A 15,410-nucleotide genomic window follows, 5' to 3' on the forward strand; every position below is an offset into this window, starting at 1 on the left:
CCGCGCCACCGAACTGAATCCCGCCCCCGCGATCGAGGTGCGGCTATCGGAACACCCGGGCGATGAGGCGGGGGTAGAGTCAGTTCGTCGCCAAATACATCACGCCAGGAGAGGCCCCATGAACACCGACACCCCGCGCATCACCTCCCGCTTCAACCGCAAGAGCACCGCGCTCGAGGTGGTCGACGGCCTCTCGCTCGCCGGCCGCCACGTCCTCGTGACGGGTGGCGCCGCCGGTCTCGGCCTGGAGACCTCGCGTGCCCTGGCCCAGGCCGGCGCGACGCTCACGCTCGCCGTGCGCGACATGGCCCAGGGCGACGCCGCCGCCACCGCCCTGAGCGGCGCCACCGGCAACCCCAAGATCCGCGTGGCGCACCTCGACCTGGCCGACCTCGCGAGCGTCAAGCAGTTCGCCGACGAGTGGCAGGCGCGTGGCGAGCCGCTGCACGTGCTCATCAACAACGCCGGCATCATGGCCTGCCCGCTGAGCCGCAATGCGCTCGGCTGGGAAGCGCAGTTCGCCACCAACCACCTCGGCCACTTCGCGCTCACGCGCGCGCTGCTGCCGGTGCTGCTGAAGAGCGAGGCGCCGCGGGTCGTGGCGCTCAGCTCCTCGGGCCACCGGCTGAGCCCGATCGTCTTCGACGACATCCACTTCCAGACGCGCGAGTACAACAAGTGGAAGGCCTACGGCCAGGCCAAGACCGCGAATGCGCTGATGGCCCTGCACCTCGACACGCTGCACGCAAAAGACGGCCTCACGGCCAACGCCGTGCACCCGGGCGGCATCCAGACCGGCCTGTCGCGCCACATCACGCGCGAGGAGATGGAGGCCATGGGCTGGGTGAAGCCCGGGGCCGAGCCGGGCTACCTCCCGCCCGGCTTCAAGACCCCGGAGCAAGGCGCCGCCACCACCGTGTGGGCCGCCACCGCACCCGAGCTGCAAGGCCATGGCGGCCGCTACCTCGAAGACTGCAACGAGGCCGTGCCCTCGCCCGAGGGCGAGCGCCGCTGGGGCTACGTGGCCCACGTGCGCGACCGGGAGGCGGCGGCGAAGCTGTGGGCGGTGAGCGAGGCGATGCTGGCGCAGGCAGGGTTCTGACGCTGACCTTGGACATCGCCCAGCATCTCCACTGGACACTCGCCTGGGTGGTGCTCCCGCTGGCGGCGCTGGTGGCGGCCAGCGGCGCGCTGCGCACCGACCTGTCGCGCCCCTGGCGCCAGTTGCTCGCCTGCGCCGCCGGTGGCGTGACGATGGTGCTGCTGCTGCGCTTGGTGCGGCACGGCCTTGCAAACGGGGCGCTGCCGCTCAGCGACCTGGCCGGGCTGCACGACGCGCTGCTCTTCATCACGCTGCCGATGCTGGTGGCCGGCGTGTGGAAGCACCTTCGCACGCCGACGGTCGATCCGCCCGCACCACCGGCTCCACCGCGAGAAGCGCTGCTGCAACAGCGACTGGACAGCGCGGAGGCCCAGGAAGCGGCCGACAAGTACACGCGCGACTGACCCAACCGTGACCGACCTGCACGAGCTTTTCTCTCCCGCTCGGCTGCCCGGCCTGTCGGCGCAGGGGCGCGTGCTGCTGCGCCGCCTGCGCGAGCACCCGCAGGCGCCACGCTTCCGCGACTTCAGCGGGCACCGCCTGGGCCTCGTCGACCGCTGGCAGGCGCGTGCGCGCCACGCCTGGTGGCAACACCGCTCGCCGCCCGACTGGCTCGCCGGCGAGCCGCTGCCCGCGTGGGTCGATGCCTTCATCGCACGCTGCGCACGCGAGGTGGAGGCGCACGCGGGCAAGGCCGGGCTGCCGTGGGCGCAGCTGCCGACGATGGACCGGCACGCACTCGCCACCCACCTGGCCGCCCACGTGCCCCGCGGGCTGCCGCTCGACGCGCTGATCTGCTTTTCCACCAGCGGCACCACCGGGCACCCGCTGCGCGTGCCGTCGCACCCACGCGTGGCCTGCGACTACTTCGCGCATCACCGGCGGGCGCTGGCGAAGTTCGGCATCGTGCCAAGGGCGGGCACGGGCGAGGTGGGCATCGTGCTGGCGGGCTTCCAGCGGCGCTGCTTCACCTACGTGTCGGTCAACCCGCTGCAGCGAGAATGCGGGCTGGCCAAGATCAACCTGCACCCCGACGAATGGCGACGGCCCGATGACCGCGCCGCCTACCTCGAGGCGATCGCGCCGGAGCTGATCTCGGGAGACCCGGTTTCGCTGGCCGAGCTGCTGCGCCTCGGGCTGAAGCACCGGCCACGGGCCCTGCTGTCGACCTCGATGGCGCTGTCGGCGGGGCTGCGCGCCGAGCTGGAGGCCGCGTTCGCGTGCCCTGTGCTCAACCTCTATTCGCTGAACGAGGTGGGGCCGGTGGCCGTCGAGCTGCCCTCGCTGGGCGGCTTCGTGCCGCTGCAGCCGCGCCTGCTGATCGAGGTGGTCGACGAGCACGGCCGCAGCCTGCCGCCCGGCCAGCGAGGCGAGATCACCGTCACCGGCGGCTTCAACCCCTGGCTGCCGCTGTTGCGCTACCGCACGGGCGACCACGCCTCGCTCGGGCGCACGCCGCAGGGCCTGGTGCTGCAGGGGCTGGAAGGGCGCGCGCCGGTGCGCTTCCGGGGCAGTGAGGGTCACTGGCACAACAACATCGAGGTCACGCGGGCGCTGGCGCCGTTCGCCCTCGTGCGCCACGCCCTGCACCAGCGCGCGGACGGCCACCTGGTGTTGCGCGTGGACGCGGCCGAGCCGCTGGCGCAGATCGCCCCACGCCTGCGCGACGCGCTGGCCACGCTCTTCGGCCACGTGCCGGTCGAGGTGATGGCGCTGCAGGCCGACGACAAGGTGCGCCAGTACACCAGCGCCCTCGACGGCGCGGAGGTGGCAGCATGACGCCGCTCGAGATCGTCGCCAACGTCTTCGCCACGACTTCGATCTGGCTGGCCGCGCGCAACAACGTGCACCTGTGGTGGACGGGCATCGTCGGCTGCGCCCTCTTCGGTGTGCTCTTCCTGCAGACGCAGCTGTATGCCGATGCCACGCTGCAGGTCTTCTTCATCGCGGCGAGCGCCTGGGGCTGGCGCCTGTGGCAGCGCGGCCAGGGCGGCGCGCCCACGCCCGTACGGCGCACCTCGCCCCGCACGCTGGCGGCGCTGGCGCTCGCCGCGCTGGTGGTGGCCGCGCTCTACGGCAGCCTGCTCAAGCACTGGACGGACGCCTACGCGCCCTTCACCGACTCGGCGGTGCTGGCGTTCAGCGTGGTCGCGCAGCTGTTGCTGATGCAGCGGCGCATCGAGACCTGGCCGGCCTGGCTGCTGGTCAACACGCTCGCGGTGCCCCTCTTCGCCTCGCGCGGGCTGTGGCTCACCGCCACCTTGTACGGCGTGTACTGGTTCAACGCCTGGTACGGCTGGTGGCACTGGCGCAAGGAGATGGCGCGATGAGCCGCCGCCCGGTGCCGTTCACGCTGGGCCTCGTCGTCGGCAAGTTCGCGCCGCTGCACGCGGGCCACCTGCACCTGATCGACAGCGCGGCCGCGCAATGCGAGCGGCTGCTGCTGCTCAGCTGGTGCCACCCCGAGCCGGCGCGCTGCGAGGCCAGCACACGGCGGCGCTGGCTGCACGCCTGCAGGCCGCAGCACGAGGCCTGGGTGTTCGACGACGCATCGCTCGCGCAGTGTTGCGCCGAACGCGGCATCACGCCGCAGAGGCTGCCGCCCGATGCCAGCGACGACGAAACGCAGCAGCAGTTTCTCGCCTGGCTGCTCGCCGACGTGCTGCAGCGCCGGCCCGATGCGATGTTCGCGAGCGAGGACTACCTGCTGCCCTGCGCGCAGCGGCTCTCGCAGCGCTTCGGCCACGCCGTCGCGCCGGTGATGGTGGACCGCACGCGCAGCACCGTGCCCATCAGCGCGAGCCGCATCCGCCAGCAGCCGGTCGCCCACCGCCAGCACCTGCCCGCGCCGGTGTGGGCCGACTGGGTGCCACGCGTGTGCCTGCTGGGCGGCGAATCCAGCGGCAAGAGCACGCTGGCGCAGGCGCTGGCCGAGCGCCACCACACGCTGTCGGTCGCCGAATACGGCCGTGAGTTGTGGGAGCGCCAGGGCGGCGTGCTGCAGGAGCCCGACCTGCTGCACATCGCCGAAGAGCAGGTGCGGCGCGAAGACGCGGCTGCCGCACGGGCCGGCGCCTTTCTCGCCTGCGACACCTCGCCGCTCACCACCCTCTTCTACGCACTCGACCAGTTCGGCCGTGCCGACCCAGCGCTCGTGTCGCTCGCCGACCGGCGCTACGACCTGCACGTGCTGTGCGAGCCCGACTTCCCCTTCGTGCAGGACGGCACCCGCCGCGACGCCGCCTTTCGCCAGCGCCAGACCGACTGGTACTCGGCACAACTGGCGCAGCGCGGCATCACGCCGCTGCGCGTGTTCGGCCCGGTGGAACACCGTTTGCGCCTGATCGAGGTCGCGTTGACCCTGGCCTAGCCGAGGCGGGCATGTCATGACGGGTGGCGCCAAAAATCACACGCGTCCGCATGGCAGCAAAACCGGCATTTCGCTACGCTCTCACCTATCACCGCCCGAGCCTGACGACCATGCCCGCCCAACGCCTGCCGCATGCCCTCCTGGGGGCCGCTTCTGCAAGTCTGCTGATCCTGGCCGGCTGCGCCACGCCGACCCAGCCCATCCCGCGATACACGCCACCGGCGAGCGGCCCGACCGCCAAGCTGGCGATGCGCGGCACCGGGGCCGACCTGTACGGCGTGTTCTTCTACGGCGACAGCGAGACCTGCGGGCAGAAGCAGATCGCCGGCAGCGCGCGCACCAACGGCGAGCCGCCCAAGTCCATCGTCGTGGCGGCCGGCCAGTGGGCCACGCTCGACTACGTCGCCATCGACAACGTGCGCAAGACGCAATGCCGGGTGCGCTGGTCCTTCCAGCCCACGGCCGACCGGACCTACGTGCTGACGGGCATGGCCAACACCACGCACTGCGCCGCGCGGGTGTTCGATGCGACCAACCCCGATGACATGAAGCTCGAGCCGACTGCCATCCAGCGCAGCACCGCCGACAACCTGTGCCTCAGCATCGCCGACGCGCAGGAGCGCAAGAAGCGCGCGACCGCCAAGAACCCCGTGGCCACCACCAAGGACGAGCCGCTGCTCGTGCCCTCGGCCACCCCGGAAGACCTGAAGGGTCTCATCAACCCATGAAGCACCGGCCTGCCTTCGCCGCACGCGTGGTGGCCGCCGTGGTGGCGGGGCTGGCCCTGGGCACCGCCCAGGCGATGACGCCCACCGAGATGTACAACCAGGTCTCGCCCAGCGTCTGGCGCGTGACCACCTACGACCGCGACGGCCTGCCGCTCGGGCAGGGCAGCGGCGTGGTGATCGCGCCCGAAGCGGTGGTGACCAACTGCCACGTGCTCAGCCGCGCGATGAAGGTCTCGGTGCGCGACGGCAAGACCTCGCTGCCGGCCAAGCTCACCCACTGGGACCCGCAGCGCGACGTCTGCCAGCTCAAGGTGCCCGGCCTGCAGGCGCCGGCCGTCGTGCTGGGCGACACCTCGCAGGCCAAGGTGGGCCAGGACGTCTACACCATCGGCGCGCCGCAAGGCCTCGAGCGCACCATCAGCGCGGGCCTGCTGTCGGCCTTCCGCCGCAACGAGAACAACCAGCTGGTGACGATCCAGACCTCGGCCGCCATCTCGGGCGGTTCGAGCGGTGGCGGGCTCTTCGATGCCAACGGCCGGCTGCTCGGGCTGATCACCAAGGGCATGTTCGGCGGCACCGCGCAGAACCTCAACTTCGCGATTCCTGTCGACTGGGTGCGCGAGCTGCCCGATCGGCATGCGCGGCTGAACGCCCCGGCGCAGGCCGCCTCGGCGGCGTCGGGCGCCGCCGCACCGGCCCCGGCGGGCGACACCGCCAAGCCCGCCACCACCACCACGACGAGCTCGCGCGAAACCGCAGCGCTCAACGACCTGAGCCGGCTGCCCTACGCCAACGACCGCATGCGCGAGCGCTACAGCCAGTTCCTCACACGGCCGCTGCCGCGCGCCTTCGTCATCTCGGAAGGCGGCGACTGGCGACTGGCCTGGGGCAAGCCGACCGGTGGCGCCTCGGCCCCGCCGGCCGAGCGGGCGATGAAGGAATGCGAGGCGCTCAAGCGCGGGCGCTGCTTCGTCTACGCGGTCGACAACGAGGTGGTGTACCGGCCGCAGTGAGTGCGGCGCGGCCGGGTGGTCATCGCTGCCCGGCGTCGCCCAGCACCCGCTGCACCCAGGCCACCACGTCGGCGATCACCTCGTGGCGGTTGGTCTCGTGCAGCACCTCGTGGCGCGCGCCGGGGTAGACCTTGACCGTGATGTCGGTCGCGCCCGCCGAGCGGAAGCGCTCGACCAGCGGCTCGAAGTAGGCGAGCTTGCGGTGCATCGCGTCTTCGCCCCCGACGAAGAAGAGGAGCGGCATCTTCGCCGGCACCACGCGGAAGGCACCCGGCGCCGCGGTGCGCGCGTAGGCCGCATACATCGACTGGCGTGACTTCACGTTCAGGCGGTGGCCGCACAGCGGGTCGGCGATGTAGGCATCGACCTGCGCCTCGTCGCGGCTCAGCCAGTCGAAGGGCGTGCGGCGCACCACGGCCGGGGCCGCGGCCTTGTCGGCCAGCTTCCAGGCCGAGGCGTTGCCGGCTTCCGCCAGGTCGAGCGCCACGGTGCCGGTGAACGCGGCGGCGTGCACCCGCGCGGCATGGTCGAGCAGGTAGACCTTCACCGCGAAGGAGCCCATGCTGTGGCCGATGAGGATGAGCGGCGCGCCCGGGTGGCGCGCCTGCGCGAAGTCGCTCACGCGCCGCATGTCGGCCACGAGGCCGGCAAAGCCGCGCGGGCCCAGTTCGCCCTTCTCCTGCCGGCGCAGCGCCTCCTCGCCGTGGCCGCGGTGCTCGTTCGCGTAGACCGCCATGCCCGAGACCGCCAGCGCCTCGGCCAGGGCCCGGTAGCGCCGCGCGTGCTCGCCCATGCCGTGCGCAATCTGCACCACGCCGCGCACCGGCGGCGTGGCCGTCCAGGCGTGCACGTCGATCGGGTGGCCGTCGTCGGCGCTGAGGCGGTGGGTGGTTTCCAGCAGGCTCATCGGGCCGGTATTTCAACCCAGGTGCGTGACGATCCACAGCCACACCGGCGCGGTGAGCGCGAAGCCGAAGGTCGACACCGTGATGGCGGCCGTGGTCTCGCCTTCGAGCGTGCCGTAGCGCTGCGCGAAGATGAGTGCGTTGTTGCCCGAGGGCAGCGCCGCGGCCATCACCACCACCGACAGCGGCAGGCCCGACAGGCCGAAGCCCCAGTGCCCCACCACCAGCACCACCGCTGGCAGCAGCACCAGCTTCCACATCGACAGCCGCACGGCGCCGGCGAGCGAGCCCTGGAGGCCGTACTGCGCGAGCGAGAGGCCGATCAGCACCAGGCACAGCGGCACGACCGCGTTGCCGAACTGCACCAGCACCTCGTCGAGCAGCGCCGGCGTGGGCGCGCCGAGCGCGTTCCACAGGAGGCCGGCGAGGATGGGCAGCACCACCGGGTGGATGATGGTCTTGCGGGCGGTGTCGAGCAGCATGCGGCCGATGTGCGCATCGGCGTCACCGTTGCGGGCACGCTCGCGGGCGAGGTCGAGCTCCACCAGCGCCGTGAGCACGGTGAGCAGCGTGAGCGCATGCAGGCTCACGATGGCCACGTGGATGGGCAGTCCCTCCGTGCCGAACATCGCCGCCGCCATCGGGATGCCGAGCTGCACCGTGTTGCCGAAGCTCGCGGTGATCGCGCGCACGCTCGGCCCCGCAGTGGGCAGGCCGGGCTGGCGACGCTGCCAGGCGTAGAGCAGCACCATCAGCACCACGATCGGCACGAAAAAGGCCGCGAGCGTGCCCCAGGGCAGGGTCGCGAAGTCGATGCGCGAGGTGGTGCGAAAGAGCAGCGCCGGCACGAAGATGTAGAAGGCCGCGTACCCCAGCACCCGCGCCGGGTCGTCTTCGCCGAGCCAGCGCTTGCGCCCTGCCCAGTAGCCGACGGCCACCATCAGGAGGATGGCGACGAGCTTGAGCAGGATGACGGAATACATCGGCGGCGGTCAGCGGCGCGTGGGTGTCGCCGCGCGGGGGGCGAGGCGGTACGCGTGGAGCGCACCGCGTGTCAGGTCTCGGGAGAGGGTCTAGAAGAAGTAGCCGACGAAGTAGACGCCGACGTGGTTGCCCTTGAGCTCGGGGGCGCCGGGGAAGGTCTTGGAGTCGAACTTCTCCGACACGTAGCGCAACTTGATGCCGAAGTTGCGGCTGACCGTGAACTCGCCCTCCACCACCGTGCCCCAGGCGGGCTTGAAGTCTTCGTTGGGCACCGTGCCGCTGGCCGCGCCTGAGGAGCGTGTGCGCGCCCGGGCGGTGTAGCGGGCGCCGCCGCCGAGACGGAAGCTGTCGGTGAGCCGGTAGTGGCCGAGGAACTCGACGGGGTAGCGGTCGAACTTCACGTCGCCATTCGATGCCGTGATGCCATCGACGTGGTAGCCGATCAGGGCCTGCGCCGACACCAGCGGGGTGAAGCCCATTTCAACACCCGTGACCAAGGCGACCATGCCGCCCGCGCGCACCTTGTCGGAGTCTCCATTGCTGTAGACGACGCGGGCCACCGTGTCGCCACCGCCCGTGACGCCCAGGGCAACGAGCGGTCGCACCACCGGCTGCGCCCAGGCCGCGTGGGCTGCACCCAGCGCCAAAGCTGCGACCGCGAGTTTCTTCTTCATGCACCACCTCCAGAACGCGTTGGACAACAGGTCGCGGGCATTGTGCAGCAGGCCTCAAGCCGCCTTCTTCGGCGCGGCCTTCTTGGCCGCAGCCTTCTTGGCGACCGCCTTCTTCGCCGGTGCAGCCGCTTCGACGGCGGCCGCCTTGGCGGGTGCAGCCTTGGCGGGTGCGGCCTTCGCCGGCGGCGCCTTGCCCGCCCGCGGCTGGAACTCGAAGCTCACCTTGCCTTCCTTCTTGTCGAAGGCCAGGAAGGCCTTGAACTTGCGGCGCGTCTTGTTGGAGACGAAGTTCTCCAGCAGGTCGGTCTTGCCGGTGGTGAGCAGCTTCTGCATCTGCTCGCGCGCCACCGGCTGCTGCAGGATGATCTTGCCGCTCTTGAAGTCGCAGGTGACGTTGGCGCCGACCGCGTGCTCGCAGACGTAGCTCGTGCCGTGCTCGTACACCCGCCCCTGGTCCTTGGGGCAATGGCCGAGCGGCTCCTGGCCGGAGAAGTCGACCGGCTCGCCCGATTCGCCCTCCTTCTTCGCGTCTTCGCCGAAGTCGAACTCGAGCTTCCAGTTCTTGATCTCGTCGTCGAACACGAGCTTGAGCTCGGCGGTGAACGGCCAGCCCGCCTTGGAGCGGAAGCCTTCCAGCGGGCCGATCTTCTTCTTGACGAGGAATTCCTCGACCTCGTCGAGTTCGAAGCTGCGGCCGCCGGGGATCTTGCCGATGGAGAAACCACACCCTTCGCCATCGCCTGACTTTCCGGTGCAGGTGAAGCGGCGGTAGTTCTCCTTCACGATGCCGCCGCAGTTGGGGCACGGCGCCTTCAGCGTGGCGTAGTCGCCGGGGATGGTGTCGCGGTCGTACTCCTTGGCCTTGGCGACGATGCGCTGCGTCATCGCGGCGATCTCGGCCATGAAGGTGTCGCGGCTGAGCTTGCCCTTCTCCATTTCCGAGAGCTGGAATTCCCAGTTGCCGGTCAATTCGGGCTTGGTCAGGTCTTCCACGCCCAGGCCGCGCAACAGCGTGGCGAGCTGGAAGGCCTTGGCGGTGGGGATCAGCTCGCGGCCGTCGCGGTGGATGTACTTCTCGAGGATCAGGCCTTCGATGATGGCCGCGCGCGTCGCCGGCGTGCCGAGACCCTTCTCCTGCATGGCCTCGCGCAGCTCGTCGTCGTCGATCAGCTTGCCCGCGCCTTCCATTGCGGAGAGCAGCGTGGCTTCGGTGTAGCGCGCGGGCGGCTTGGTCTTGAGCGCGTTGACGTCGACGGCTTCGGTGCGCACCACCTCGTCCTTCTCGACCGCCACGAGGTTGGCATCGTCTTCCTGCGCCTCGCGGCCATAGACGGCCAGCCAGCCCGGCTTGACCATCACCTTGCCGTTGGTCTGGAAGCTGTGGCCTGCGGCGACCGAAATGCGCGTCGTGACCTGGAACTCCGCCGGCGGGAAGAAGACGGCGAGGAAGCGCTTGACCACCATGTCGTACAGCTTGGCCTCGACCTCGGTGAGGCTCTTGGGGGCGATCAAGGTCGGGATGATGGCAAAGTGGTCCGACACCTTGGCGTTGTCGAAGATCCGCTTGTTGGGCTTGACGTAGCCCTCCTTGATCGCCTTCTTGGCATGCGCCGACAGCGCCTTCAGCGGGCCCGGCATGTCTTCGCTGGCGATCATCTCCATGGTGTTCTTCACGACGGCCACGTAGTCTTCCGGCAGGTGCTTGCTGTCGGTTCGCGGGTAGGTCAGCGCCTTGTGCTTCTCATACAGCGCCTGCGCGATGCTGAGCGTGGTCTTGGCGCTGAAGCCGAAGCGCGAGTTGGCCTCGCGCTGCAGCGTGGTGAGGTCATAGAGGCCAGGCGAGCTCTGGGTGCTGGGCTTGCTCTCTTCGGTGACGGTGGCGGGCTGACCGCGCGCAGCGTCGGCGATGGCCTGGGCGGTCTTGGCGTCCCACACCCGGTCGGCACGCTGCTCGGGGTCGTCGGCGTTCTTCTTCCACTTGGGGTCGAACCACTTGCCTTCGTACTCGCCGGCCTGCGCGGCGAAGCTGGCCTTGATCTCCCAGTAATCGCGCGCCACGTGCTTGCGGATCTTCTCTTCGCGCTCGACCACGATGCTGAGCGTGGGCGTCTGCACGCGGCCGACGGTGGTGAGGAAGAAACCGCCGTCGCGCGAGTTGAAGGCGGTCATCGCGCGCGTGCCGTTGATGCCCACCAGCCAGTCGGCCTCCGAGCGGCTGCGCGCGGCTTCGGCCAGGCCCTGCAGTTCCTTGTCGGAGCGCAGATTCTCGAAGCCTTCGCGGATGGCCTGCGGCGTCATGCTCTGCAGCCACAGGCGCCTGACCGGGTGCTTGCTCTTCGCGTGCTGCTGGATCAGCCGGAAGATCAGCTCGCCCTCGCGGCCCGCGTCGCAGGCGTTGATGAGTTCGGTGACGTCCTTGCGCTTGACCAGCTTGACGATGGCGTTGAGCCGGCCCTTGCTCTTGTCGATCGGGTTCAGCTCGAAGTGCGGCGGGATCACCGGCAGGTTGGCAAAGCTCCACTTGCCGCGCTTGACGTCGAACTCCTCCGGCGCCTTGATCTCCAGCAGGTGGCCGACCGCCGAGGTGACGATGTGCTGCTCGCCTTCGAAATACTCGTCGTGCTTCTCGAACTTGCCGGCGACCGGCGTCAGCGCGCGCACGATGTCCTGCGCAACCGACGGCTTCTCCGCAATGATGAGTGACTTGCTCATGGCTCTTTCTGTGTTCTTCATGCCGGCCCCGCCGGCGCTCTCTCTACAATCCGGGCTCTCGCGCGCATGCGCATGCGCACACACGTGTATGTGCGCACACGCATGCGCGCACCCATGAATTCAATGTACCCAATCAGACCGATGACGCAAGCCCAGGGCGCCAAACCCCAAGCCCCGAAGGAACCCAAGAGCAACGCCAAGGCCCTGAAGGCGGCCAAGGCCGCCTTCGGCAAGCGCACCCAGGTCCGCAAGAGCGGCGTGCACGGCAAGGGCGTCTACGCCATCGCACCCATCGCCAAGGGCGAGGTCATCCTCGAATACAAGGGCGAGACCATCTCCTGGGACGAAGCGCTGCGCCGCCACCCGCACGACCCGAGCGACCCCAACCACACCTTCTATTTCTCACTGGACAGCGGCGACGCAATCGACGCCAATGTAGGTGGGAACTCGGCCCGCTGGATCAACCACTCCTGCAAGCCGAATTGCGAGGCCGACGAGGAAAATGGCCGCGTCTTCATCAAGGCTTTGCGCGATTTGAAGCCGGGCGAGGAACTCTTCTACGACTATGGCCTCACCATCGATGAGCCGTACACGAAGAAGCTGAAGAAAGAATATGAATGCCGCTGCGGTGCGAAAAACTGCCGCGGCACCATGCTCTCGCCGAAACGTTAGAAGGCGGTCCACCCATGAGCCAGCAGACATTGCAATGGGGAGCCGAGTCGCTGTGGCAGCGGCTGGAACCGTTGTTGCCCGGCCTGAGCGTCGAGGTGGTGGCGCGCAGCGTGTCGACCAACAGTGCGCTGCTCGAGCGGGCCCGGGTGCGCGCCGAGCCGCCCACCGATGAACTGGTGCAGGTGCGCCGCAGCGTCGAGAGCAGCGCCTTCGGCCGCCGCGCCGCCGACGTGCAGCCCTGCCTGCTGGTCGCCGAGCACCAGACCGGCGGTCGCGGCCGGCTGGGCCGCACCTGGCAGGCGAGCGCCGGCGCGTCGCTGACCTTCTCGCTCTCGCTGCCGATGAACCCGGCCGACTGGTCGGGCCTCTCGCTCGCGGTCGGCACCGCCATCGCCGACGCGCTCGAGCCTTCGGGCGCGGCCCAGCGGATCGGCCTCAAGTGGCCCAACGACCTCTGGCTGATGGACGCGCAGCCCATGCCGGGCAACCCGCCGGGGCGCAAGCTCGGCGGCATCCTGATCGAGACCGTGACCGCCGGCCCGGTGCGGCTGGCCGTGATCGGCATCGGGGTCAACGTGAAGCCGCAGCCGCTCGAGGACCTGAGCAGCGGCTATGCCTGCCTGCAGGAGCTCGACCTCGAGGCCACCGCCCCGAGCGCCCTCGCGGTGGTGGCCGAGCCTCTGGTGCAGGCCTTGAAGACCTTCGAGAAGGAAGGCTTCGCCCCGTTCGCCGAACGTTATGCCGCGCGCGACCTGCTGCGTGGCCAGGTCGTCACCACCACGCAGGCCGGCGTGCCCACCGGGGTGGCCGCCGGCATCTCGCCCAAGGGTGCGCTGCTGGTGCGCGAAGGCGATGGCAGGGTGCACGAGGTGAGCAGCGGAGAGGTCAGCGTGCGGCTCGGCTCGAGCGCCGAGGACTCCCGCTGATGCTGCGCCTGCTGGTCGTCGCGCTGCTGCTGGCCAACCTCGCGTTCTATGCGTGGACGCAGGGCATGCTCGACAACCTGACCGGCGTGCGGGCGCAGGGTGACCGTGAGCCCGAGCGGCTGAACCGCCAGGTGAAGCCCGAGACGATCCGCGTGCTGCCGGCCTCGGCCGTGGTCGCCACCGCGGCGGTCACCGAAGCCGCGCCGGCCTGCCTGGAAGCCGGCCCCTACACGCCGGCACAGATCGGCGCAGCCGAAGGCGTGCTCCAGACGGTGCTGCCGGCCGGCAGCTGGGCCAGCCTGAAGACCGAATCGCCGGGGGTGTGGATCGTCTACATGGGCAAGTACCCCACCCGCGAGGCCCTGCAGAAGAAGGCCGATGAGCTGAAGCGCCTGAAGATCAATTACGAGGAGCTGCGCAACGCACCGCCCGAACTGGCCGACGGCCTCGCCCTGGGCGGCCGCTACGACACCCGGGCCGCGGCCGACAAGGCGCTCGCCGACGTGGCCCAGCGCGGCGTGCGCACCGCGCGCGTGATGCCGCTGTCGGCACCGGCCGTGACGCACAGCCTGCGCGTCGAGCGGGCCGACAGCACGCTGCAGTCCCGGCTGGCCGGACTGCGCGCCGAGGCCCTGCTCGGCAAGACCTTCACCGCCTGCGCCCGGCCCTGACCGGCAGCGGCTCGCGGCCCGCACGGGCCAGCGCCGCGACCGCCAGCGCGAGCCCCAGCAACCACGCCAGCCCCAGCGCACCACCGCCGTCGTCGCGCGGCGCAGACGGTGAGGATGGCGAGGCCGCATAGCGCACGGCCGCATCCGCATCGAGCACGCCTGCACCGCAGGTGCTGGTGGTGCAGACGCACACATCGCGTGCCGACGCGGAGCAGGCGGGCACGCCGCTCGACGACTGCACATGGGGCCGCGCCGTCGTGCGCAGGCCGGTGATCACCTGCGCCACCGAGAGCTGCGGGTTGGTGCTGAGCATCAGGCTGACGACGCCCGCCACCACCGGTGTCGCGAAGCTGGTGCCGAAGACGTTGCCGTAGCCGTCGGCCCCGGGCGCCTGCGTGCCGGTGTTGATGAGCGTGAGCAGCCCATCGTCGGCGTCGGCATCGCCGCCGACGGTCGCGATGGTGACCTGCGGGCCGAAGTTGGAGTACGAGGCCTTGAGCCCGTCGCGCGCGAGCGCGGCCACGCCGACCACGCCGTTGCAGCTCGCTGGCCGCGTGACCGCGCCCATCTCGTTGCCCGCGGCGGCGACCACCACCACGCCAAGGCTTGCCAGCTCGTCGACCGTGCTCTGGTACAGGTTGCCGCAGGCCGCGCTGCCGCCGAAGCTCACGTTGACGATGCGGGCCGGGTTCGGGTTCGCCGGTGCGCCCGGCACCGGGAGCCCGGCGGCCCAGCGCATGCCGTCGGTGATGTCGAGCACGGTGGCGCCGCACTTGCCTGCCACGCGCACCGGCAGCACCCGCCCGTTCCAGCTGATGCCGGCCACGCCGATGGTGTTGTTGGTGGCGGCGGCGACGATGCCGCTGATGATGGTGCCGTGCCAGGAGCTGGGTTGCTCGGGGCAATCGCCGAAGAGCGCGGGGTTGCCGTTGATGTCGGCCTGCGACACCCAGTCGCCGGGGTCGGACGCGTCGGCATCGCGGCCGTTGCCGTCGTTGGCGTATTCGACGTCGGAGACGAAGTCGCGGCCGGGGAGCACCCGCCCGGCCAGGTCGACGTGCGACGTGATGCCGGTGTCGAGCACCGCGACCACCGCCGTGGGCTGGCCGGTCTGCAGCGCCCAGGCGTTCTGCACGCCAGGCGCGCCGAAGCTCGGCAGCTGGTTGCCGGTCGTCTCGCCCTCGGGACGCAGCCACCACTGGCCCAGGTCGGTGGGCGAGACATAGGGGAAGTAGACGTCGTTGGGCGTGGGGGCGGCCTGCAGCAGGCGCTCGCGGCTGTTGGGCTCGACCCAGTCGACCTCGGGTCGGGCACGCAGGCGCTCGGCCATCGCGCGGGCCTCGTCTTGCGACAGCCGGCGACCGAAGTCCAGGTGCTGGGCATCACGGCCGGCCGGGCGCGTGCGCGCTTCGGTCATCCGTTCGGTCTGCAGCAGACCTTGCAGGCGCTCGGTGTGCATTGCCGATGCCGAGGCGCCCAGCTGCGCGGCGCGCTCATGCGCCGGCGCGTCCTTCAGCTTGACGATCAGGCCATCGACCGGCGCGGCGTGCACCGCCGTCCACGACAGCAGGCCCGTGGCGGCGAACACCACGACCTGACGACACCTCTTCCGGCTCCACATCCCCATGGCGCTTCTCCTTCATGACGGAGCGC

The 15,410-nt window shown here is 70.4% G+C and carries 15 protein-coding genes; 10 read left to right on the top strand and 5 right to left on the bottom strand.

The features are described from left to right. Window positions 1–118: 118 nt before the first annotated feature. The 7 genes from JI745_RS13100 to JI745_RS13130 all read left to right on the top strand — a co-directional run bounded on the left by JI745_RS13100 (window position 119) and on the right by JI745_RS13130 (window position 6,213). Window positions 119–1,102 (top strand): oxidoreductase, encoded by a 984-nt coding sequence (locus tag JI745_RS13100; RefSeq protein WP_201807252.1) that lies wholly within the window; start codon window positions 119–121, stop codon window positions 1,100–1,102. 8 nt (window positions 1,103–1,110) lie between these two features. After that, entirely contained in the window at window positions 1,111–1,506 is a 396-nt protein-coding gene (locus tag JI745_RS13105) for a hypothetical protein (RefSeq protein ID WP_201807255.1), read from the top strand. Window positions 1,507–1,513: 7 nt separating this feature from the next. After that, window positions 1,514–2,881: an AMP-binding protein gene (locus tag JI745_RS13110; RefSeq protein WP_201807258.1), complete on the top strand. Its 1,368-nt coding sequence runs from the start codon at window positions 1,514–1,516 to the stop codon at window positions 2,879–2,881. Next, complete coding sequence (gene pnuC, locus JI745_RS13115; protein WP_201807260.1) at window positions 2,878–3,432, top strand: nicotinamide riboside transporter PnuC; 555 nt, start codon at window positions 2,878–2,880, stop codon at window positions 3,430–3,432. Before JI745_RS13110 ends, pnuC begins: the two co-directional genes overlap by 4 nt. Next, the gene (locus JI745_RS13120) at window positions 3,429–4,472 is read left to right on the top strand and encodes an AAA family ATPase (RefSeq protein ID WP_201807262.1); all 1,044 of its coding nucleotides are present in this window, start codon (window positions 3,429–3,431) and stop codon (window positions 4,470–4,472) included. Before pnuC ends, JI745_RS13120 begins: the two co-directional genes overlap by 4 nt. Before the next feature lie 110 nt (window positions 4,473–4,582). Then, window positions 4,583–5,200: a hypothetical protein gene (locus tag JI745_RS13125; protein ID WP_201807264.1), complete on the top strand. Its 618-nt coding sequence runs from the start codon at window positions 4,583–4,585 to the stop codon at window positions 5,198–5,200. Beyond that, window positions 5,197–6,213 carry a S1C family serine protease gene (locus JI745_RS13130; RefSeq protein WP_201807267.1) on the top strand — a complete coding sequence of 339 codons (1,017 nt, stop codon included), beginning with the start codon at window positions 5,197–5,199 and terminating at the stop codon, window positions 6,211–6,213. The genes JI745_RS13125 and JI745_RS13130 overlap by 4 nt, the downstream gene beginning before the upstream one ends. A gap of 19 nt (window positions 6,214–6,232) precedes the next feature. Here JI745_RS13130 and JI745_RS13135 read toward each other — a convergent pair whose 3' ends face one another. From JI745_RS13135 to JI745_RS13150, 4 genes are all read right to left on the bottom strand, one after another. Next, a complete protein-coding gene (locus JI745_RS13135; RefSeq protein ID WP_201807272.1) occupies window positions 6,233–7,120 on the bottom strand; it encodes an alpha/beta fold hydrolase in 888 nt (295 codons plus the stop codon). A 12-nt stretch (window positions 7,121–7,132) separates the two neighbouring features. Beyond that, a complete protein-coding gene (locus JI745_RS13140) occupies window positions 7,133–8,101 on the bottom strand; it encodes an AEC family transporter (RefSeq protein WP_201807273.1) in 969 nt (322 codons plus the stop codon). A 90-nt stretch (window positions 8,102–8,191) separates the two neighbouring features. After that, complete coding sequence (locus JI745_RS13145; protein WP_201807275.1) at window positions 8,192–8,776, bottom strand: outer membrane beta-barrel protein; 585 nt, start codon at window positions 8,774–8,776, stop codon at window positions 8,192–8,194. Window positions 8,777–8,830: 54 nt separating this feature from the next. Further along, complete coding sequence (locus JI745_RS13150; protein ID WP_201807276.1) at window positions 8,831–11,488, bottom strand: DNA topoisomerase III; 2,658 nt, start codon at window positions 11,486–11,488, stop codon at window positions 8,831–8,833. Window positions 11,489–11,629: 141 nt separating this feature from the next. On the opposite strand from JI745_RS13150, the gene JI745_RS13155 reads away from it, so the two are divergent. The 3 genes from JI745_RS13155 to JI745_RS13165 are packed head-to-tail and all read left to right on the top strand — an operon-like array spanning window position 11,630 to window position 13,757. Further along, window positions 11,630–12,160, top strand: coding sequence for an SET domain-containing protein-lysine N-methyltransferase (locus JI745_RS13155; RefSeq protein ID WP_201812530.1), 531 nt, complete (start codon window positions 11,630–11,632; stop codon window positions 12,158–12,160). Window positions 12,161–12,174: 14 nt separating this feature from the next. Further along, window positions 12,175–13,086, top strand: a complete 912-nt coding sequence (locus tag JI745_RS13160) for a biotin--[acetyl-CoA-carboxylase] ligase (RefSeq protein WP_201807277.1) — start codon at window positions 12,175–12,177, stop codon at window positions 13,084–13,086. Beyond that, window positions 13,086–13,757 (top strand): hypothetical protein, encoded by a 672-nt coding sequence (locus tag JI745_RS13165; protein ID WP_201807278.1) that lies wholly within the window; start codon window positions 13,086–13,088, stop codon window positions 13,755–13,757. Before JI745_RS13160 ends, JI745_RS13165 begins: the two co-directional genes overlap by 1 nt. On the opposite strand, the gene JI745_RS13170 is transcribed toward JI745_RS13165, so the two are convergent. Then, window positions 13,735–15,348: a S8 family peptidase gene (locus tag JI745_RS13170; protein WP_310738615.1), complete on the bottom strand. Its 1,614-nt coding sequence runs from the start codon at window positions 15,346–15,348 to the stop codon at window positions 13,735–13,737. The genes JI745_RS13165 and JI745_RS13170 overlap by 23 nt on opposite strands. Between the last annotated feature and the right edge of the window lie 62 nt (window positions 15,349–15,410).

It is taken from the genome of Piscinibacter sp. HJYY11 (assembly GCF_016735515.1).
Classification (GTDB): Bacteria; Pseudomonadota; Gammaproteobacteria; order Burkholderiales; family Burkholderiaceae_C; genus Rhizobacter.